The organism is Bacillus sp. UNC322MFChir4.1 (assembly GCF_000746135.1).
Taxonomy (GTDB): Bacteria; Bacillota; Bacilli; order Bacillales; family Bacillaceae_G; genus Bacillus_A.
The window spans coordinates 292,890-315,865 of record NZ_KN050809.1; the positions used below are offsets into that span (position 1 = coordinate 292,890).

Below are 22,976 nucleotides of genomic sequence, written 5' to 3' on the forward strand. Positions count from 1 at the left end.
TCTCCTTCTTACTACTTACTTACCACTCTAAAAACTTCTGCAAATTGCACCCCTGCCTGCATACCCCTATAAGAATTTAACCCCAAAACTCCATCAACCAAATTTAATGTTTTAAGTTGTGATTCGTATTTTTTAATTGATGCTTTTTTCAGTTCAATAAACCTGGTAATATCTTTTACAACCTGATAGTGTTTCATGGGGGTCCATACTTCATACTGTAAACACAAAGGAGCACAATCTTCTTTTAAGAACCCTGATTGACACAGGAATATTGCTTCTGATACAACTTCATTTACTATTCGATGATCCCTATCACTTTCCATATCATGGGGGAAATAAATAAAATTAGGCTTATATACAGAGATTTCGTGAATAATTTCTTCCACAAAATCTAAAGAATACACAAGTGATCTGTCTGGTTTCTTTAAAAATTTAACATTTTCTTTTTCTATCCCTAATGTATTACAAGCTTTTATACACTCGTTCTCTCTATTTGAAACAATTTCATTTAAATCCCCTACACCTCCAGATAAATCTCCTTTTGTAATTATTATTACTTTTATATGTTCACCCTTACTAATAGCTTGAGCAATTGTTCCACCACAACCAATGACTTCATCGTCATGGTGTGGCGCTATAACTAAATGTTTTTTTACTACATCCTTCATTCAGCATCACCTTTATTGAACAGGTAAATCATTTACCTATTAGTTTAATTAAAAATTATTTACTCTGGAGCCCCTATACGAACTGGATACATTTTATTTCCACTAGAAAAATATACTTTTTTAAAAGCGTCTATTCGCACTGTATATCATTAAAATTCTCCCCTTGCTTCCTACATTCATACACCATAAATTCACTATTCCTCCCAAAAGGATTTTTATTGTAATCACCATAAAAATTTTTTATATTGAATCCTTCTATTTCTAAGAGATACTGCATTTCGGATGGTAAAGTATATTTTGCAAGAAATCTAAATTCTTTTTTACTTAAGAAATTATCTGCTATGTCATAAACCTCAAAATAACAAGTGGTTTCAATTATTTGCTTATAATGATCTGCTTTTACGACATCCCATGATTTAACTTTATAATTTTTAAAATTCTCCCCTTTAATGGGACTATTTCCTCCATCACTCACTCTCTTAGAATAAGGAAGAATAGTTGGAGGTGTAATAATATCGAAAACAAAAATCCCGCCTTCTTTTAATAGTAATTTAATATTTCTAAGAGCTAATTTTTGTTGTGACGATGTAAGTAAATATTCAAATACACCACCAGACATAAATATAAAATCAAATTTTCTTTCAGACTTAAAATCTGTAGCAGAAGAAACCTTAAATTCTATTTTATCCTTAATATTTGGTATCTCATCTAACTTCTTACTAGCTTTTTCAATCATTCCTGCTGATATATCAACACTAGTTACATTAGCGCCTTTTTCAGCGAGAATAAAAGATAATCTACCAGTACCGCACCCCAAATCTAAAACTTCATCATTTGGTTTTACCAAACCACTGTAAAAATCAAAAATACCATCAGGTTCTGGGATGATAATGTCGTATAATTCAGAAATTTCATCATATTGTTGCTGCATTGTTTTCCTCCTTAATGTATTTCTTTTTCATATCCCCTATAAAAGGCAATCTGCCAAAATATGAGATAGAAAGCAGTTAAATAACCGTATTTTTTTTTGATATACTTATAGGAGTTAATAATCGACCTCAATTTATTTTTAGGTTCATAATAACCATTTTTTTGTTGTAAAACCCCACGTGCATGACCTACCCCATAATTAAATGAACTTTTCAAATCTTGCTTAATGCTTAACTCTGGATGAATAATTCTTGCATTATCATCATATAAAATCTTAAGACTTGCAGATTTAACTCTAATATCAAAATCATAATCCTCTGTCCAAGATAATTTCTCATCAAAATAATATCCATTTACCTTCGCTAAGATTCCTTTATTAAATGCCAATGGAGGTGAATATGCATTTTTTTTGCAAGTATGTATATGTCTTGCACGTGCAATGATTTTTCCAATTTTGCTGTTAAATGAAAACATCACCCTTCCTTTAGCCAAAGATCCTGCATCTAATAATTTATATAATTTATTGATGGTACCTGGCATAAAAACACAATCTGAATCCATAATTAACACGTTATCTTTACTAGAAATTTCAATTCCATAATTATAAGCTTTCGCTAAATTAGGTGTAGATAATTCCCCAATTACTGCATCGCTAGAATAGGCGATTTTTTTTACTTCTTCTGTTGCACCATTTAAGACAACGACAACCTCTACATTTTCATCAATACTTTTTAAACACTTTTTCAATCTTATATCGTTATAAGCTGGTATTACAATTGTTAGATTCAACATATCTACTCACCTTATTTAAACAATTATCCATACTACTCAAAACTTCATCTAAACAATAAAATTCTCCTGAATCCTTTAACTCGACTAATTTACCTTTATTATTTCTATATGTTTCTATATCTGGGGTTAAAAGAAAAGCAATTCCCAGATCCTCACAAATATCTTTAATTGCAGGAGCCATTGAATATTTTTTTACCGGTACACCATATTGTACTACTACATCGTATGAATTTGATTCTAGGTATCTCCTAATTCTTTGTATCAATACATCCCTATATTCTTTCATCAATTCTTCGTAAATTACTGGATCCTCAATATCTTCCATCCAATCGTATGCACAAAAAGTAGGGTTCATTTGGTATTCATATGGTATAACTCCCGCATTTGATAGAATAATTGGATGAACCATAGGGTATTTATTTGTAACTTGTCTAATTTTTTTACCAATATATGAAAAGTCATATGGTTTAGCCCAAGTACAAACTTGTAAAAAAGCAATTCTTTTCCCCTGAGGCTTTTCGTAATAATCCCCACAAAAATATTCCTGCCATGTATTGAACTCTTCATGATGAATATACTTTGAGCAAGCTCCTCGTTTAAAAATTGGTTCCTCTTTTATTAAATCTAATAGTATATATTCTGGATAGTTAGGATAACTTTTTTTATTAAGTAACAAATCCTCTATCATTCCATCTTTTAGATTAGAATAATTTCTATTTCTCAAAATCTCTCCTCCTTTATTTAAGAATCAAAAATGAACCTAATAAAAGGGCATCCAACCCTGATCCATAAAATGACCTAATAGCATCACTTGGGTTACATATAATTGGTTCTTTTCCTACATTAAATGATGTATTCATAACTGCAGGAATTCCTGTTTTCTGGTAAAAGTTATAGATTGTTTCATAATAATCAGAATTCATATCCCTCGTAACTACTTGAGCCCTTGTTGATCCATCAACATGAACTATTGCTGGAACTAAATGATGTACCTCTTTTTTAACAGTAGAATTTAGCAGCATATAGGGGTTATTTATTTTTTCTTCTAATACTACAGAAGCGTTTTCATCTATGATGCTAGGAGCCAATGGTCTCCATTGCTCTCTTTTCTTAATAGTATTTACTTTATTTAACATATCCCTCCTCTGAGGGTTGGCTATTATACTTCTATTTCCTAAAGCCCTAGGACCGAATTCCATCTTTCCAGAAAATCTTCCTATTATCTTATTTTGAATTAATAACTCGGAGCATTTATCATATTGATTAGAGCCTAATTCTATATATGATAGATTATATTTTTTTAATATATTCAAGATACCGGAATCAGGAAATTCCGGACCGGAATATACATGATCTTCAGTGAACTTAGGTGTTATACCATTTTCGGCAAGAAACCATGAAGCTGCTCCAATACTTACCCCACTATCTGAAGCACCTGGTTGAATGTACAAACTATCCACTTCTGGTAAATCAGCTATAATTCTATTCGCTATACAATTTAATGCTACTCCTCCCGAAAGACACAAATTATCTATTCCAGTTAGATTAATAGCTTTTTTTACAAGCTTAACAATTGCTCTTTCCAAGGCTGCCTGACCTGAGGCTGCGATATTTTTATATTCCATTACTGATGAATTCATTAATAGTATTGAATCTATTGGATTATATTCATATTCAATATAATTAGGAGCAATCTTTGTTATACCATTAATAACTTTTATCCAATCTTTTAATACCGAAAAATATTTATCGTTCATACTAACTGTATTTTCATTTGGTTTCAAAGGATTTTCCAGTATATCAGGAAATTCAAATATTTCTTCTCCATATGAAGATAGGCCCATTAACTTCCCTTCATTATGCCTCCCTAAACCTGAAAATACAGTTAATGCTTCATAAAAAATACCTAAAGAATGTTCCAACGGGTATTTTTCTAGTACTTCTATTATATTACCTTTTCCTTTTGCTATCGTTATTGACTCTTCTTCTCCACTTCCATCAATAACTATTATGGTAGCTTCATTGAATCCCGAACTAAAAAACGCACCAGAAGCATGTGCCAAATGATGAGAACACATATGAATTTGAGGATCTTTATCTCTCTTAAAAATTCCCTTCGGAAAAACCTTTTCAAGACAATCTTCTTTGTTAAGCTTCTTTGAATACTTCTCAAAATATAATTGCTCTACATCCCAACCCATAACAATATGATCTACTTCATTTGGAGTAATTTCAGCTTCCTTTAAACAATAAGCTATTGAATTATATGGAATTTTATCTAATGCTTTTTTTTGACGAATAAATCTTTCTTCTTCAGCTGCAGCTATTAATTTACCATTATAAAATAAACACGCACTTGCATCATGAATATCAAAGTCCCACCCATTGACTCCTAAAACATACATTATTTTACCTCGCAGTTAGTTTATATTTTTCTTCTAATCTCATAATATTCTTGCGGAAAAAGGGTTGGTTTATCTATTAATCGGACAAAAACTAACATATCTGTTTGAATATACAAATTATGATATGTATCTTTAGAAAAACCAATGTCATCTAAGTCCTTTTTTATTGATTCTTCATCAATGTAAGGCTCTTCATCCACTTTATAAGAACTTAAATCGTGAATAATTTCTTTTAAATAAAAACCTAAAGATGTCAAGAAATTTTGCAAATAAACCGCCCTATTACCTAATCTTTTAACACTTATATTTAAAAAAATTAAATCACCCTTTTGACCTTTTAATAATTCATTAGCTCTATTTAACCACAAGTCTAACCCTCTACCATCATCTATAGGGTCACAATGTATTGCATCATACTTATTCCTTAAATCTTCCATAACTTCATTTCTAACATCAAAATTATAAAACTCAATATCATCGTTTGTGGATTTAAAATATTCAATCAATTCTTCATCAATATCTCCTACACCTATTTCTCTGTTTTTATATTGTTTAAGGGCTAAACTTGTATAATCATCATCTCCACAAAAAAAGATATTTTTATTAGACGATAACTCTTGATTTATTATTTCAGCTCTCCTCAACGAACTATCCCAAGTAGCTTTAAATTGAGCATATTTTTTTTTGTTTATTTTATTCTCATTTCCTGTATTACGAAGAGGGGGTAGTTCATATAAAATACTACTTGTTAACTCTTGTGAAAACCTTATATTATTTTCTATAATTTCAACTAAATTTCTTTCTTTTAATACTTTTAATAATCTTAATGCCAAACTTAAAGTCCCAGTTATTTTGACTAGATCATCTAAAGTATCTACAGTATTAATGGACTTCCAAATTATAAATTCGAATTGTTTTTCACTAATTTCATACCATTTTTTCCAAAAATTCAAAAGTACCCCTCTGTTTTTTAATTTTGGTACTTTATCTAACTCTTCTTCATAGTCTAATTCAATAAATCTTTCATATAATAAAATAATCTTATTTTCTTTCATTCTGTATACCCTACCTTAAAAAAAGTTACATATACAGTTAAACTGCATATGTAACCTCCTTATTTTAAAACTCAACCTAATGTCTTGCCTGCACGAATTAGTAAATCCTCTTCATCTAATTCAAGATCTTCAAGCTCTAACATTTCTTCATGAATATGTTCCTTTTCCATTTCACATTCCCCCCTTATATAGATAAGTGTGTAATTCAAATATGTGCAACAGAGCTGCATCACCAATATTATCATAAGAATAGAATTTTCTGACTAATAAAAAAATTCTATTTATGGATAAAATTTATTCAGAAAATTAAGTAAAATTTTTCCTAATAAAACAGTACCAAGAATAATTATGGATATTTCCATTATTACAATTCATATATTAAGATTTTCAAAAAGCCTAGCATAGAGCCCTTTTTTAGAAATTTTTGTCGATTTTTTATTTATAAATTTTTCGAAAAATATTTTTTTTGGGGGATTATTGGGGGATTTTATACTAGCAAATAACAGTGAATTATCATCAGAATTCTTAAGTTAATGGGCATGGGATCAGCTCCCTCTTACTATGAAAAACGGGCGTACCTTTCTCTATTAAAGGTACGCCCGTCTTTTTTATAGTCTACAACATTAAGAATATGTTACTGTATAATAAAAAAGAACGACAAATAGATTACAATTATGTAAAAAACAAACCATAATATTCCTCATTTATTCTCTATAAATGCTGGCGTTATCCTCTTTTGCTTTCTCTTCTCCGGAAATTATATCCAATTACCCTTTTATTTCTCCTCAGAAAAAAGCACGGTCTATTCCTTATATCATCTAGTATTTTGGCGTTTGTTCTCCCTCTAAAATCTAGGATAAAAAAGGAAATCTTATAACCTATGAATTTTTTTCCAACTTTTTTTCATTACATTCTGTGCTACGATGATTTTGTCAGTCAGACAGGCCGACAAAAATAAATTCTATGTAATAACAGTTTCATAACTTTATACATACGTAGGGGGACAATTTAACAATGAAAAAACGTACTTTACTATCTGTAGCAGCCGCAACTGCTCTTACATTTGGACTAGGAACAGCTGGTGCGAAAGCAGAAACAATGCAACCATCAACAATGAAGGTTCAAAATATTCAGCAATATCCATCATTTATGCAATATATGAATCAAGAAGACTTTCAATCTTTCATAACATCTCTTTTAAATTCAAATCCAACATGGAATGCGGGTGCTTTCCAACAAAGTAACTGTGGACTTTCTGGACAACCAACTTACACAACAATTACAACTCCTTGGGGCAATTTTATAATTGTCAACCCAGTTAACAATAATCAAACAGCGCAGCCAGAAGAAAAACCAGCTGACAACAACCAAGCAGCTAAACCAGAAGAAAAGCCAGCTGATAACAACCAAGCAACGAAACCTGTTAATAAGCCTGCTAACAAACCGGCTGACAACAATCAAGCAGCTAAACCTGCTGAGAAACCAGCTAACAAACCGGCTGACAACAACCAAACAACGAAACCAGCTGATAAGCCTGCTGAAGAGTCAAAAGGTTCATTAAGCGCATTTGAACAAAAGGTTGTTGATTTAACAAATGCTGAACGTGCAAAACAAGGTTTACCAGCATTAAAAGTAGATGCCCAGTTAAGCAAAGTAGCACGTGTTAAATCAGAAGACATGCAAAAAAATCATTACTTCGATCACACTAGCCCAACATACGGTTCTCCGTTTGATATGATGAAACAATTTGGTATTTCATATAGATCTGCTGGTGAAAATATCGCACAAGGACAACGTAGTCCTGAAGAAGTTGTACAAGCTTGGATGAATAGTGCCGGTCACCGTGCAAATATTTTAAATAATGGATACACACATATCGGTGTTGGTTACGTAGAAAGCGGAAACTACTGGACACAAGAATTTATTTCGAAGTAAGACTTTAATCAATGGGGGGCTCCCCCATTGATTATTTTAATTGAAAAGCGGACATGAAAAACCCTTTTTTAGATGGACAAGAGCATCTGGCTGTGCATAGTAGCGGTCAGGGCTTTTTTCTATTCCATTTTGGGATGATCCAGCTCAGTAAATCGACTACTTTTATGTCGAATGTCGTTGAGGAGTCTTTAAATCATGTCGAATCGCCGATATATTGTGAAAAGCGCCGATATATCGCAAAGAACGGTCGATAACGAAAAAAGCTGACTTTAAAAGGCACATTAGTGCCTTTTAAAGTCAGCTTCTATTTATTCATATAAGAATGTAAAACCCGAGAAAAATCATGAGGAAGAGGGATATCTGCTTCAATTTGCTGTTTTGTAATGGGATGCATCATTGTAATATGAGCGGCATGTAATGCTTGACGCGAAAGCAACTTTGTCTTACCGCCATATAAGACATCGCCAATGAGCGGATGACCGAGATAGCTCATATGAACGCGTATTTGATGGGTTCTTCCCGTTTCTAATTGAACTTTAACAAGTGTTATGTTATTTTCTTTCGAGTATTGCATGACCTCATAATGTGTTACAGCATGGTCACCTTTTGGAGAAACACGGCGCCTTGATGCATGGTGACGATCTCGTCCAATTGGAGCGTCTATTGTGCCTCGCTTCTTTTGTACTTTCCCTTCAACAAGTGCCATATATGTCCTCTTAATTTTACGCTCTGTTAATAATCGGTCCATAATTACACCGGCTAAAGCATGCTTTGCAAAGACGACTCCACCTGTTGTGTCCTTATCTAATCGGTGAATGTGGCGCACCTTCGTTTCAATTCCTTGCATTTGCAGGTGAAATGCTACATAGTTTGCTAATGTGCCTGTCCCGCCTTTATTTGCAGGATGTGTGTCTACTTGAATTGGTTTATTCATGATTAAGACATGATCATCTTCATATATAACATCTATATCATAAAACTCTGGTTCTACATCATACTCTTCTTGTATAAACATATGAACTTGCAATTTATCTTCTTCTTGCAGTTGTTCACTCCACCGTTTTCCTTCTCCATTCACAAGAATACTTTTTTCCATACGATATTTGTGTAATAATTTTTTCGGAACTTGCCACTCTTCTTTCAAAATAGAGTCTATCGTTCGCCTTGTCCATTCAGAAGGAACTGTAATTTCACACCATTCTCCCATTTTCTTTACTTTCATATTATCACCTTATTTCTAGTCATCTTCTTATTGTAACGGAAAATTGCTTCTTATGCATAATGAAAGACAGTCCGCAATTGAACTGCCTCTCCTATTACGCACGAAGCTTTTTTATTTCCTGCAACATTTCATCCGCTTTTCTTTCATATGATAAATCTTGAAAAAATTCAGCTAACCGCTTGTAGTCATTGTAAGCATCTAATAATTGGTCAATCGTTTTATGATTATTTTTTTTCAGCGGTGTTTTTAGTTTAACAGGATAACGGTATTCTCCCATATCACGAATTTTATAATACTCTTCTTCTACTTGAATCACTTTCATAAGCTCAACTTCTTCTGCATCGAGTGTATATCCATCGAACTCGCGCAGTAATTCATAAATAATATGTGGCTCTTTTGAATAAAAACCTTTTTCTAACCGATAGCCGACAATGCGATACATATGCCCATCATTTTCTGCAAATTGTACAGTATCATTCAATTTAAATTTAAAATAACGAAACATTGCCTTCCCCCCACTCTTATATGTAATCTCCTTATCTCATACTATTCGCTAAAAGGGGGGCAAGCTATTCATATAAGTAGCTCTCACCTACTCGATGAGAGCCACTTATTAATGCATATTTTTCTGTTTCTTTTTGCGAAATGGAAGCCACCAGTTCCACTCGCCAAACATTTTCATTAAACTTGGTACAAGGATTAATCGAATAATGGTTGCATCAAGGAATATGGCTAGCGCAACGCCAAGCCCCATCTGTTTCACTGGCAAAATATCAGTAAAAGCAAATGCACCCGTAACAACAATCATAATTAACGCAGCTGACGTAATAATCCGGCTTGTTGACACTAATCCTTCTAACGTTGCATAATCGTTATCTCTCGTCTCTTCGTATAATTCATGAATACGCGAAATAAGAAATACTTCGTAGTCCATACTTAATCCGAATACTAATCCAAAGATAAAAATCGGTAATACAAATAATACAGAGCTTTGTTCTAATCCAAAATGGCCTCCTTCAAAAAGCCAAATGACAATGCCTATTGTTGCACTTAAACTAAGTACATTCATCACGATTGCCTTAATTGGAATCAACAGCGAACGAAAAGCTAGTAATAATATCAAAAATGTTGACGCAAAAATAACAGACATCCCCACAACAACTTTGTCTTTAATTTCATCTTCTAATTCTTGCTGGAAAGTTGTCATTCCGCCTAAATAATAGGTTACACCTTCTGTTTTATAGTTTTCTTTAAAATCTCTTACCCATTGCTTCGCTTTCTCTGTTCTTGGCAATGCATCTAAAACAATTCCAATCGTTGTTTTATTCCCTTTCACATACGCCTCTAATGCCGGCTCTATTTGGGCACGGTTTGGCGATTGCAGCGTTGCTGTCAATTGTTCTGCCGACATATTTCCAAGTTGTTCATATAAATTTTTCACTTCATATACATCTTTATCATTCTTTAGCTTCTGCACAACTTTTTGCAACGTTTGTAAATTCTCTTTTTCTGTTACATTTCCTTTTGTCTCAAGGACAAGCGTCACATCTGCATGAGTTTTCACCGTTTTATTAAATGCATCTTCATAACGTTCAAAGGCAATACGTGCCTCGCTTTTCTCAGGTAATGCTTCTACACCAGGAAACTGTAAATCCGCACCGCGAAGCGGCAATAAACAAACGATAATGAATGTAAATACAGCAATCGTCATCACAATTGGATATTTCATTACGAACTGTGCAAATTTACGCCACATCGGTGCTGTGCGCTTAACATTTTGGTTCTTTCCTAATATACGTTTTCCCATTAAAGCTAACAACGCTGGAAGCATCGTCAGTGAAAATAAAATACTCATGATTACGACAATCATCCCGCTAATTGCGACAGCTTGAATATAATCAATTTTGAAAAAGAACAAACCAGACAAACCGACAAATACACATAAACCTGAAAAAATAATGGCGCGTCCTGCCGTTTGATAGGTAACCATAATCGCTTCTTTAACAGAGCGATGTGCAAGCTCTTCTCGGAAACGATTCACAAATAAAAGAGCAAAATCAATAGATAAAGCAAGCCCAATCATCGGCGCGACGTTCAGTACAAAAATAGAAAGTTCCTTTTGTTCTCCGATAAAATATAAAATCCCCATCGTACTAATAACACTTAGCGCTCCATTTAAAATAGGCAAAATCGATGCAAACAAGCTACCAAAAGAAAGTAATAGCACCAAAAACGCAATTGGCAACCCAATCATTTCGGCTACTTTTAAATCATTTTGTGTTCTCGTATTAATTTCATCATTAATAATCGGATATCCAGTTGGAGATATTTTGATCTCTCCGTTACTTTCTTTTTGAATATCCTTTGCAAATGCTAATGTTTTTTCCTGCCGCTCTTTACTTGTTTTCCCGGAAAATAAAATGGAAGCATAAGCAATATCTTCCTTCATCATTGTTTTATTTTCGATCGGCTCATGAAAAGACTCATAAGTTTCTTCGCTTTTAATTTTTTTTACGACCTTATCAATTCTCTCAATAAACTTTTGCTGAGATACGCCTTTCTCCTTTTGAAAGACGAGTAACAATGCATCTTGCGACTGTTTAAAATCTTTGTCTAATATCTTTTTCGCCTTTTGATAATCTCCCTGTGTTTGAAACCCATCTCCACCTAATACACTAGGAAGCTTCGGTGCAAATATGCCAAGTAGCGCAGCTAGCAATATTAATAGCGCAATCGTTGTATATCGAAACCGATATAACAAAGCGCCGATCTTCCCCCACATATCTACTTTATGTACAGTTGTTTTCACAGAGCTCACCTACTCCTCTTCTCATATTCTTTCTCTTAGTGTATCATATCCACTCTTTCGTTCATGAAAAAAGCTACCCTTTCATCAAAAAAGGATAGCTTTTCTTAACGCGCTGAATAAAAACGGTGTAAATAAATAGCGATAATAAGTAAGACACCGCTCATACAATAACCTGCTAACACATCAGTTGGATAGTGTACGGATAAAATGATCCGGCTTAGTCCAATTAAAACAATACATACACTGGCTACAATCGTTATAAAGTATTTTGCACCTGCACTTTTTACATTTACTGCGATCATATAAGCAAGAAATCCATACGTAACAATCGATAACATCGCATGTCCGCTTGGAAAGCTATATCCAAGCGCATCTAACGCCTCGTTAATAGTTGGACGATCTCTTTTCACAATCGCTTTAATTCCTTTATTAATAAGATGTGTACTAAGAATGGAGAGAGGATATATGACCATTGCTACGTAATAACGTTTCTTCCAAAAACAGAACAGACTTACCGATAATACACTTACAATCCCAATTCCAGAACCGAGTTTTGTCATATAACGAAAAAACGTAAGTGACGATTCTGTTTGCAGTCCTGTTACCATTCCTTTCACATACATATCGACTGTCGTTACACCGCCAGAATGTACTCTCCACAAAGTGATGCTAAATGCACAAAGCAAGAGTGCGATGCATACAATCTCATACATATGTAATTTCTTTTTCGACATTCAGTTCCTGGTTTAAAAAACTTATAAAAATCTATCAAAACGTTGGCGAACCAAGACAAAAGCCAACTACCGAGAAGGAATCTCACCTTTTTCCTGTCCGCAAGGGTATCACCTTCTCATTCACCTACTGTGAAAGAATAACGGCAGATTCCTGTTAGGAACGGTCTTGTTTTGCGCATAATCATTCATCCGAGTCAACTATACGCAAAGGGATATAAGTTTTAAACCAGTTTCCCCCCCTTCTTGATTTGAAATAAAATTTGTTGATTACTCATATACACTGTTTTATGAAGGATACTCCATAATTTCCAGTTGTGATGGTCTTCCCATGTTGCGATGGTTTGTAACCATTTCTTATATATCTTTTTTGTATTCTTATTGCTTTCTTCCAATGAAGCAATAAGAATACGAAGTTTCGTTGCGATTTGGTTTTGTAACAAAGAAATCATTTCTTTTGGTAGTTTTTCTTGTAGCCCGAGTCCACGACGTGCAATCGTAAACGCAGCCGTTTCATGGACGCTAATCCCATACTTTTTACTATATTTTAGTTTTCCAATCACGCTTGTATAAGCAGGGTTCACCATTTTGACGGAAAATCCATTGCGAAGCCCCATTCTGATTAAACTACTTAACATCTTCTTGTAAGTAAACTGATGAAATTTGCGATTGCTATATTTGTCTGTATCATGAGATTGTTGAAAATGTAAATCTTCTAAGACAATGGCGCCAACATGTTGAGAAAATAACCAATCTTTGATTTGTTGTGTCATTTGCCCGATTACAGTAGCACGTTTATCCGTAGAAAACGTATCCAGATTGTGTAAATAAAAGATTTTCGATCCTTTGAAATTCCCTTGCTTCGTGCACAAACTAACGGCTATACGATCCGGATTGACATCGATTCCTGCAATCACATCAGATATTGGGACTTCTTTGAAGTCTAACATACGACCTGTTTCCGTTTCCTCAAATGTAATGTTTACATAGAACTCATCTTTTTTACGAAGTAATTCTACACTATATGCTTGATGGTCAATCATTGGATTTCCTTTTGGATTCACACCCGTTTGTGTACCCATGACGACATCTGTGATTTCCTTGTAATAACGATACGGAATTGTAATTGGTACTACAATACGAGGACTTGTTCTTTTCCCTAGAGTTAAGCCTAACGGATTGGCGATTTCTAACCAACCTTGGCCGTTATCATCCATTGTGATCCGTATATTTAAATTTCCTTTTTTACTTTTATCACCTCTTGAATACAATTGCCGTGTCCGTAAATCTTTCCATTCTTGATTGGAAATGTTTTGTTTCATACGTTCATAAAAGGCTCTTCGACCACCGAAAATAACAGGCGGTAATGTACCGTTTGTTATATGCGTTTCATACATCGCAACTTTTTGTTCTAATTTTTGTTTTCGCTTTCGTAAACCGTTTAAACAAACGTCTAATGATACTTTTTTTGGTCTTTTTCTACCACTTTCATATTCTTCTATTTTTTGTATGGTTTGTTCTAACTTTTTTTGATTGTTTTCTAGATAAACAGGAAGGAGTTCTTTTTGAGAGGAAATGATGGTTTGTGCTTGTAAAACTGCATCTTCACAATAACGTTTATTTAAGGAATACACGTGTTGTAATTTCTTGATCAATTCTTTATCATGATGTCCTTCTGTTAAACGATTAAAACTATAACGTTTGGCACTTTCAAATGTACGAATCAAATCGAGAAGTTGTTCCCTTTGTTCTCTTGTGATGGTTTTGATTTTACAAGAACGTGTTGTTTTCATCTACTACTCTCCTTTCGTTAATCAATTCTCAATCTCTTTACTTACTTTTTTCCCTCCACGTTTTCCGCTTGTTTGTTTGTGGAAACACAAGCATAGATAAAAACTTGTTTGTTTATTCATTTTTCTTTATTTGTTTGAATGCCTAAAAAGGCGTCAATTGCATCTATATCATATAATCGATGTCCATTGGGAGTGATGATTGTTTCTAATGACCCTTTGTTAGACAAAGAACGTACCGGTTGTTTGTCTACACCTAACAATTCCACCGCTTCTCTAATTATTATCATTCTTCCCATAAAAAACAACTCCCTTTTTGTTATAGATTCTGACAAAAGGGGATGTGTATGCAGTAGTTTTTATTATCTTTTATAACTTTTTATGAATTTTTTTGAAACTGTCGGAATCTCCTGCTATAAAAAAGCGCGATTTCCGCTAAGGAATCGCACTTTTTTTATTACTTTTCTTTTCCTGTCTTCAGCTCTGTCCAGTAACGATCATACTCTTTTAATTTTCCGTTCACATCAACAAGCCATTCTGTACGATCTAGCTCTTCTTTTGTTAGGAAAATCATATGATTGTTTTGATACTCTTTACTGTGAAGAGTACGAGCCTTTTCATTTGGATTACTATATCCAATGGATTCATAGTTTTTCACGCTGACTTTTGGATCCATTAAGTAGTTAATAAATTTCTCTGCAAGCTCTTTATGTTTTGCACCTTTTGGAATTGCTAACGTATCTGCCCAAATTGTACTGCCTTCTTTTGGAACGACGTATTCAACATCCTTATTCTCTTTTGCAATATATGCCGCATCTCCGGACCATACAGTACCGATCCATGCCTCTTCAGTAATAAATTGTTGTTTAATATTATCTGTTTCAAACGCTAATAAATTTGGTAATAATTTTTGAATATCTGTAAAAGCTGTTTTTAACTCTGCATCATTTGTTGAGCTATTTGAAAAACCATGTTTTTTCAGCCCCATGCCAAGTACTTCACGAGAATCATTTAATAATGATACGTGACCTTTATATTTATCATTCCATAAATCATTCCAGCTTGTTGGCGCTTCTTTTACATATTTTTTATTATAAGCAATGCCCGTTACACCCCATGTATACACAATCGAATACTTATTTTCCGGATCAAACGGAGGTGTTTTAAAGTTTGAAACAAGATTCTCTACATTCGAAATGTTCTTTTTGTTTAATGGCTCTAACAGATCCATTTTTGTCATTGTTTTTACCATATAGTCAGACGGTTGAACTAAATCATACTTTGCTCCGCCTGCTTGTAATTTCGCAAGCATCTCTTCATTACTTGCATACTTATCATAATTCACTTTCACATCATACTTCTTTTCGAAGTCTTTAATAACTTGCTCATCAAAGTTATCAGCCCAGCTGTAAATATTTAATTCTTCCTTCTTTTCGCCGCATCCTGCTAACACCCCTGCAGCAACTCCGAAAGTAAGTGCTGTACTTGCAGCTACTTTCAACCATTTCATTTGCATTCCCTCCTAGTTTGAACTTCATCATTCATCTTTTACTCGTTGATTTATCTCGATTGGGTGGGCTTTCCATCAGTGGGGGAATGCCCCTCCACTGATGGAAGTTTCACTTTATTATAACGGAAGATGGCCGCCTGTATTTTCCTCTCCATCTGCACCTTTGCTACGGAACATCTCAGAAGCGAGCATTAATCCGACAATTACAACAATCAAAATTGTCGACAATGCATTAATTTCAGGCGATATACCACGTTTTACCATACTGTAAATATACAGTGGCAATGTTGTTGATCCTGGACCTGATACGAAGAAACTAATAACAAAGTCATCAATCGATAATGTAAATGTCAATAATGCCGCTGAAATAATACCTGGTGCTAACCCCGGAAGCGTTACATAGCGAAATGTTTGCCACGGCGTTGCCCCTAAATCATTTGCTGCTTCTTCTAAATCGCGCCCCATACCGGAAAGTCTTGCTGATAATACGACAACAACAAATGAAATACTAAATGTAATGTGAGCAATAATAATTGTCATTTGCCCAAGTTCAATACCGAGTTGACTAAACAAAATTAAAAGCGATAATCCCATTAAAATATCTGGAATGAGAATTGGTAAATAAACAAGTCCGTTAATTGCACCTTCAAAACGATATTTATAACGATGTAAAGCAATTGCGATTAACACACCTAACAGTGTAGAGACAATTGTCGTGACAACTGCAATCGTTAAACTGTTGATAAGCGCATCAATTACATCCTGTTTTTGAAATAAATCTGTATACCAATGAAGTGTAAAGCCTTTCCACTCCGCATTAATACGTGAGTCATTAAACGAAAACAGCATAAGTACCATCATCGGTAAATAAAGAAACAATAAAATTAGCCAAGAATAAGTGACTAAAAACTTTTTCATCTTCGTTTATTCCCCTCCGTTTCCATAGTTATATACTTTCGTAGCCCGATAATATAAGTAAATTAACAGAACAGAGAATAACACAACAATCATAGATAACGCTGACCCAAACGGCCAATCACGTGCACCTAAAAACTGATTTTGAATCACATTTCCGATTAATGCAACTTTCGAACCACCCATAACGTCTGATACAACGAACATACCAATAGACGACACAAATACTAAAATCGATCCTGTCGCAATTCCTGACATCGTCATTGGAACTGTTACATGCCAAAATGCTTTAAGCGGCGTTGCACCTAAATCATATGCCGCCTCTAATTTTCTCTTATCAAGTTGTTCAATCGCTGCATATACAGGCAAAATCATAAATGGTAAGAGTGAATATACCATCCCTAAAATAACAGATGGTGTATTGTACAGTAAATTTAAAGGCTCACTAATAACACCTAACTTCAGCAATAAAGTATTGACAAGCCCTTGTGAACGTAAAATAACAATCCAAGCATATGAGCGGACTAAAAAGTTAATCCAAAATGGGATTGTAGCAAGAAGCAGTAAAAGTGAACGCCATTTACGATCAACAATCGTCACCGTATAGGCGAAAGGATATCCAATTAACAAACAAAGTACTGTTGTAATAACGGCAACTTTTACTGTTTCCCATAACGTCTCCATATAGAGCGGATCAAATACACGTCCAATATTCTCTAATGTAAATTTCATCTCAACTGTTCCATACGTCCCGCGCTGGAAAAATGAAAAAGCTAATACAAACAATAGAGGCGCTAAGAAGAAGATAAGCAACCAGACAATTGTCGGTAATGCAAGTAATTTCCCTTTTTTCAATTTAAGGTCACCTCATCTTCTTTCTCCCAACCTATAGACACATTGTCACCAATGTTCCACTGCATCGCTTCGTCTGCACTTTGATACGCCATAAACAACTCGCCTGTTTTCTCATCGCGAATATAAAGCTTTTCCATATTTCCGACAAATTCAATATCCTCAATATGACCAAAGTGATAACCCTCATTAGATGACTCTTCCACGGAACGTATTTTCACATTTTCCGGGCGTACTGCTACGTATGTTTCCCCTGTTTGGACAATATTATTTTCTCCAATAAACGTTGCAACGAACAACGTTGCTGGCTTGTGATAAATTTCTTTTGGCGTTCCAATTTGTTCAATATGACCTTTGTTCATAACCACAATACGATCACTCATGCTCATCGCTTCTTCTTGGTCATGCGTCACATAAATGAACGTAATCCCAAGATTTCGTTGTAAGTTTTTCAACTCACGCTGCAAATCTTTTCGAAGCTTAAAATCTAGTGCTCCTAGCGGCTCATCCAATAACAACACACGAGGATTATTCACAATTGCACGTGCAATCGCTACACGCTGCTGTTGTCCACCAGAAAGTTTTGATGGTTTCCGATTACGGAATTCTGTTAACTGAGTTAAACGCATCGCTTCCTCAGCACGTTCTATTTGCTCCGCTTCAGAAACCTTTTGCATCTTTAATCCAAAGCGAATATTCTTCTCAACATTCATATGCGGAAATAGTGCATAATGCTGAAATACTAAGTTCATATGACGTTTATAAGGCGGTAAATCGTTAATCGTTTCTTCATCAAGCGAAATGACACCTTTTGTCGGTTTTTCAAAACCAGCAATCATACGAAGTAACGTCGTTTTCCCACAACCACTCGGACCAAGAATCGTTAGAAACTCGCCTTCTTTAATGTCTAAAGAAAGAGCCGGAATAATAACTTGATCCCCAAAATGTTTTTCTACTGCTTCGACCTTAATAATATTTTTCATCTTCTCTTCCTATCTACCTCATATTTTTGATAATTATAAATAACCAAGTATTCTATATATACTACCTTTGTTTTATTCTAAACAAAAACGATGTTTCATCACATAATGCGAACGTGATGAGTGGTGAATGAACGTCCGCCACTAATAGAAGCTTCACTTTATGTAATATGTTCAGTTTAATTTTACACGGTACACACCTTGAATAGAAAAACCCCTTCGTGTTGAAGGGGATTTTATCCTACGGACGCACCAATTGATAAACACCATCATCATTTTAACAATTTTCGAATGAATTTTAAAGCACTTTTTGTAGAAGAATAGCGGATTTTCATATCAAATGCTGTCGATTGAGATAAAATGCTTTTATAATGTGAAAATATTTGAAAACTCTGTTCTCCGTGATAACTCCCCAGTCCACTTTGACCAACACCACCAAATGGTAAATACGGCGTTGCTAGATGATATACAACATCATTAATACAACCGCCTCCATAGGAAATGGATTGTGTTACTTGCTTTTGCAAATCTCGCGATTCAGAGAAAACATATAATGCAAGCGGTTTCGGATGGCCCTGAACAGTTGCTATCACATCTTCTATCTTGTCATACTCTAATATTGGTAAAATTGGACCGAAAATCTCATCTTCCATAACAGCATCATTCCATGTCACATCTGTAAGAAGTGTAGGTTCAATTAATAGTTTATCTTGATCATAATTCCCGCCTACTACAGCCTGACCATCTTCTAAAAATGACCGTAATCTTTCAAAATGTCGTTTGCTCACGATCCGAACATATTTTTCATTTTGCAATGGCTGTTCTCCATATTGTTCATGCACAGCTTTTCTCATTTCCTCTATAAATTGATCTTTAATAGAAGAATGAACGTATACATAATCAGGTGCCACGCATGTTTGCCCTGCATTTAAAAATTTTCCCCATACAATTCGCCGCGCTGTAACATCAAGCTTCGCATCTTTATGTACAATGCATGGACTTTTGCCGCCAAGCTCAAGGGTAAGAGGCGTTAATTGTTTTGCAGCTGCCTCCATAACAATTTTCCCAACTCCCACACTACCAGTAAAGAAAATATAATCAAACGGCTCCTTCAGTAAAGCTGTGCTCACATTGGCGTCTCCTTCCAACACTGCAACAAACTCTGGTGGAAATAACTCCGTTAACATTTTTGCAAGAACGCTAGAAACATTTGGTGTTAACTCAGAAGGTTTCAAAACAACTGTATTTCCAGCCGCAATCGCGCCAACTAACGGGGCGACCGCCAGTTGAAACGGATAATTCCACGGGGCAATTATTAACGTTACGCCATACGGCTCCGGAATAATTTTCCCTTTTGATCCAATATGAGTCATTGCCGTTTTCACACGCTTTGGTTTACTCCATTTAGAAAGATTCTTTAGCATAAAAGAAATTTCTTTTAATGTATAGCCAATCTCTGTTGTATACGATTCATGCTCTGATTTATTTAAATCCAGCTTTAGCGCTTCAAAAATTTCAGATTCATAGCGCTGAATACCTTCATATAACGCGCGTAGCTGTTTCTTTCTTTCCTCTATTCCTCTTGTTTTCCCGCTATAAAAGTAGGATTTTTGTCGTTTTATAATAGAAGCAATCGTCATAAAACTCCCCCCTTTACTTCATCATATATTATAATACATTTCTTGTTTCTTCTTATAGAAAAATAAACTGATATGTAAAATATTATTTTTTATGTTCCAAGTGCTTTTCTGCTTTTTTTCATAGAGTGACTGAGTAGTTACTATGTTTCTATAAAAAAAGCTGTTGAAAGGAATCCCCTTCAACAGCTTTTCCATTATTAACGATATAAACGAACTGCACCTGCAGAATTATCATCTGCTTGTCCAACTACTTCAAATTTCAATCCAAGTTTCGGTAATTTGCGTCCTGCATCTGGGATTAATTCGTTCATATACAATTTAGAATCATCAAACTTCGTTACACCTGGTAATCCTTTGTAATCAAATGTTCCGCGTGATGGAGATACAACTTTCCATGCTGGCGCTTGGTTAAAGGAGAACGCAGCATCTGCAATTTGGTATCGTGTACTATTTTTAACAGATGGCTTACCATTTAACGTTCCAACAATTGCCTCTGGGTGAGAGTCAACAACACCTAAGAAACCTTCGCCTGGATGAAGACCAACCCAGTTATCTGTAAAGCTAGAGTCTGCATACCATACAAGAAGCCCCGTATTATACTGTACACCGTTGCTATATTTTAACGCTTGGTCAGCACCAGCATAGTTTCTCCACTCTAAATAGTAGTTATTTTTCTTCTTATCAAAACCGTTTGCTACAACGAAACCGTTTAATTTAAATTGTGTGTCACCTTCTGCATCATCAGAGAACACAACATTTCCATCGACAGTTAATGTCGCATTATCAAGAGTAAAGCCGTTCGGTGCTAACCCACCGTCTGTAATATATTCGAACACTAATTTTACTTTTTGACCTTTAAATTGGCTTAAGTCATATGACTTATCTACCCATTTACCATCTGTTGTGTCTAGACCATTTTTCACATTCTTTTCACCAATTCGATCCACTAACGTTTTCTTACCATCTTCTGTCACTGCATGTACTTCAAGGAAATCATAACCAGTTTCAATTTCATACAATGATTTGTAATCAAACTTCGTATTTGTTGCTTTTGTTAAATCAAACACTGGCGTTTCTAATGTCGTATGAAGATCGTCGCCTTTTGTACTATAGTAATACTTCTTACCAAATGCAGGCTGAATACCTTTTACATCTTTGTCTGGTAAATTAACGCGAATTAGACCAGGGCGAGCTGATTTCGTTACACTTTGATCTAAGTATGTCGCAAAACCGATACCGCGATTTAATTTATCATAATCAACCTCTACAATGTTCGCCCAATTTCCGCCAATGTTCTTTTGAAAGAACTCTTTGTTTTGCGGAGAAAAACTTGCTGGCGTTGTACCTGCGATTTTACCTGCCCAGCTGCCGCTCATAACAGACCAAGAGTTAATTGGCTCACCTGATCCAGAATACTTCGTATCATACTCATCTGGAAGACCTAAATCATGACCAAATTCATGCGCGAATACCCCAACTGCTCCGTCCTCTGGCTCAATTGTGTAATCGTACGCTGCCATTTTACCGCCCCAGTTATCAACTTTTGCTTTTGTTCCTTCAATTGGATATGGGTTTCCAAGGTTCCAGCGATGTGACCAAATTGCGTCGTCACCTAATCTACCACCGCCTCCATCTTGGCCAACACCAGCGTGGATGACCATTAAGTGATCAATCAGACCATCTGGTTCATTTTTATTTCCGTCTCCATCAAAGTCATATTGATCATACTGATCAAATTCAGATAAGTCCATACCGCTTGCTACAGCTGCATCTAATGACTCTTTTACAAGATCACGAGGTCCTTTTGGCCCCTTATTATCATGACCGCCATCACCAGCATCTGCACCATAATCCGCTGCTTTACCTGGAACTGTTAACCACTTTGTTACTTTTCCATCGACTGAGTAACTACCGCCTGATTGCTCTTCATAATATTGTTTAAATGTTGGAATTTTCGAACCATCAAAGAGCGTAAACGGCTCATCACCAAATAACATTTTTTGATAATGTTCTGGAGTAAAATCGTTTGCATACATATAACCTGGAACTTGATCAATATTGTTATGTTTAAAATCAGCATACTCTACTAGCAATACAAGTACTTTATCTTTGCGAACATCACCATTATATTGTTTTTGCTTCGCTGAAGAAGTTGGTACTTTTCCGTTTAATCCACCTTTAACTTGCTCTTGCCCAGCTACTGGGCCACTAGCTGGCTGATCTGCTTTTTCTTTCATATCTGCTTTTGCATCTTTCACTTTTTTCAAAAAGTCAGAAGCTTCTCTCGAGACACTATCCCCTGCTGCTGGCTCTTTCCCAGCATTTTCACCTTTTTTCTTCTCTACGTATTTTTCAACAGCTTTTAATGTGTCTTCTTTCGATGCAGACTCACTAATTACACCGCGCTTCTTGAGCGCCTCTGCTAGACGATCCTCTTGAATTAAATTTTCATCAATTGGGCTTAAAGTTCCTGCATTAGCCGGCGTTGCCGCATAAATAGATTGACTGCCAAACCCAAATGTGCAACTAAGCACAGCTGTCGCCGCAAGCGTAGACAGCACTTTAAAAGGCTTTTTCTTCATCCCTATTCCTCCCCAAATCAAAATACATACTAATATTTTGATAATAAAGAAAATTCTATCAATTTGCAATATAATGTCTTAATTTGTAATATTTTTGAAAAAATCCTATACTCCGTATGATTTAATATTAAAACTTATTAATTTATAGAGAATATCTTAA

19 protein-coding genes are annotated in these 22,976 nt (G+C 35.0%); 1 reads left to right on the plus strand and 18 read right to left on the minus strand.

Annotation, left to right across the window (positions count from 1 at the left end; translation table 11 throughout):
- Window positions 1–11: 11 nt before the first annotated feature.
- From BR72_RS18775 to BR72_RS18800, 6 genes are all read right to left on the minus strand, one after another.
- Window positions 12–668, minus strand: a complete 657-nt coding sequence (locus BR72_RS18775; protein ID WP_035435511.1) for a PIG-L deacetylase family protein — start codon at window positions 666–668, stop codon at window positions 12–14.
- A gap of 130 nt (window positions 669–798) precedes the next feature.
- The gene (locus BR72_RS18780; RefSeq protein ID WP_035435513.1) at window positions 799–1,599 is read right to left on the minus strand and encodes a class I SAM-dependent methyltransferase; all 801 of its coding nucleotides are present in this window, start codon (window positions 1,597–1,599) and stop codon (window positions 799–801) included.
- An 11-nt stretch (window positions 1,600–1,610) separates the two neighbouring features.
- The gene (locus BR72_RS18785; RefSeq protein ID WP_035435515.1) at window positions 1,611–2,390 is read right to left on the minus strand and encodes a glycosyltransferase family 2 protein; all 780 of its coding nucleotides are present in this window, start codon (window positions 2,388–2,390) and stop codon (window positions 1,611–1,613) included.
- A complete protein-coding gene (locus BR72_RS18790; RefSeq protein ID WP_035435518.1) occupies window positions 2,356–3,114 on the minus strand; it encodes a DUF5591 domain-containing protein in 759 nt (252 codons plus the stop codon). Before BR72_RS18790 ends, BR72_RS18785 begins: the two co-directional genes overlap by 35 nt.
- A 13-nt stretch (window positions 3,115–3,127) precedes the next feature.
- Window positions 3,128–4,795 carry a carbamoyltransferase family protein gene (locus BR72_RS18795; protein ID WP_035435520.1) on the minus strand — a complete coding sequence of 556 codons (1,668 nt, stop codon included), beginning with the start codon at window positions 4,793–4,795 and terminating at the stop codon, window positions 3,128–3,130.
- 20 nt (window positions 4,796–4,815) lie between these two features.
- Window positions 4,816–5,850: a bis-aminopropyl spermidine synthase family protein gene (locus BR72_RS18800; RefSeq protein WP_035435522.1), complete on the minus strand. Its 1,035-nt coding sequence runs from the start codon at window positions 5,848–5,850 to the stop codon at window positions 4,816–4,818.
- A 1,014-nt stretch (window positions 5,851–6,864) separates the two neighbouring features.
- Between BR72_RS18800 and BR72_RS18805 the strand changes: the two genes are divergently transcribed.
- Complete coding sequence (locus tag BR72_RS18805) at window positions 6,865–7,785, plus strand: CAP domain-containing protein (RefSeq protein WP_035435525.1); 921 nt, start codon at window positions 6,865–6,867, stop codon at window positions 7,783–7,785.
- A gap of 304 nt (window positions 7,786–8,089) precedes the next feature.
- Here BR72_RS18805 and BR72_RS18815 read toward each other — a convergent pair whose 3' ends face one another.
- From BR72_RS18815 to BR72_RS18870, 12 genes are all read right to left on the minus strand, one after another.
- Window positions 8,090–9,007, minus strand: coding sequence for an RluA family pseudouridine synthase (locus tag BR72_RS18815; protein WP_035435530.1), 918 nt, complete (start codon window positions 9,005–9,007; stop codon window positions 8,090–8,092).
- Between the two features lie 94 nt (window positions 9,008–9,101).
- Entirely contained in the window at window positions 9,102–9,512 is a 411-nt protein-coding gene (locus BR72_RS18820; RefSeq protein WP_035435533.1) for a hypothetical protein, read from the minus strand.
- A 108-nt stretch (window positions 9,513–9,620) separates the two neighbouring features.
- Entirely contained in the window at window positions 9,621–11,816 is a 2,196-nt protein-coding gene (locus BR72_RS18825) for an MMPL family transporter (RefSeq protein ID WP_035435650.1), read from the minus strand.
- Window positions 11,817–11,920: 104 nt separating this feature from the next.
- Entirely contained in the window at window positions 11,921–12,550 is a 630-nt protein-coding gene (locus tag BR72_RS18830; protein ID WP_035435535.1) for a phosphatase PAP2 family protein, read from the minus strand.
- A gap of 221 nt (window positions 12,551–12,771) precedes the next feature.
- Complete coding sequence (locus tag BR72_RS18835) at window positions 12,772–14,340, minus strand: IS200/IS605 family accessory protein TnpB-related protein (protein WP_035435536.1); 1,569 nt, start codon at window positions 14,338–14,340, stop codon at window positions 12,772–12,774.
- A gap of 116 nt (window positions 14,341–14,456) precedes the next feature.
- On the minus strand, window positions 14,457–14,636 hold the full coding sequence (locus BR72_RS18840) for a MerR family transcriptional regulator (RefSeq protein ID WP_035435539.1): 180 nt from the start codon (window positions 14,634–14,636) through the stop codon (window positions 14,457–14,459).
- A 158-nt stretch (window positions 14,637–14,794) separates the two neighbouring features.
- Window positions 14,795–15,847 (minus strand): polyamine ABC transporter substrate-binding protein, encoded by a 1,053-nt coding sequence (locus BR72_RS18845; protein ID WP_035435542.1) that lies wholly within the window; start codon window positions 15,845–15,847, stop codon window positions 14,795–14,797.
- Between the two features lie 117 nt (window positions 15,848–15,964).
- Window positions 15,965–16,765, minus strand: coding sequence for an ABC transporter permease (locus BR72_RS18850; protein WP_035435544.1), 801 nt, complete (start codon window positions 16,763–16,765; stop codon window positions 15,965–15,967).
- A 6-nt stretch (window positions 16,766–16,771) separates the two neighbouring features.
- A complete protein-coding gene (locus tag BR72_RS18855; RefSeq protein WP_035435546.1) occupies window positions 16,772–17,617 on the minus strand; it encodes an ABC transporter permease in 846 nt (281 codons plus the stop codon).
- Window positions 17,614–18,597 carry an ABC transporter ATP-binding protein gene (locus BR72_RS18860; RefSeq protein WP_035435547.1) on the minus strand — a complete coding sequence of 328 codons (984 nt, stop codon included), beginning with the start codon at window positions 18,595–18,597 and terminating at the stop codon, window positions 17,614–17,616. The genes BR72_RS18855 and BR72_RS18860 overlap by 4 nt, the downstream gene beginning before the upstream one ends.
- Window positions 18,598–18,866: 269 nt before the next feature.
- Window positions 18,867–20,234, minus strand: a complete 1,368-nt coding sequence (locus tag BR72_RS18865) for an aldehyde dehydrogenase (RefSeq protein ID WP_035435549.1) — start codon at window positions 20,232–20,234, stop codon at window positions 18,867–18,869.
- A 197-nt stretch (window positions 20,235–20,431) separates the two neighbouring features.
- Window positions 20,432–22,816, minus strand: a complete 2,385-nt coding sequence (locus BR72_RS18870) for an immune inhibitor A domain-containing protein (protein ID WP_035435551.1) — start codon at window positions 22,814–22,816, stop codon at window positions 20,432–20,434.
- Window positions 22,817–22,976: the final 160 nt, after the last annotated feature.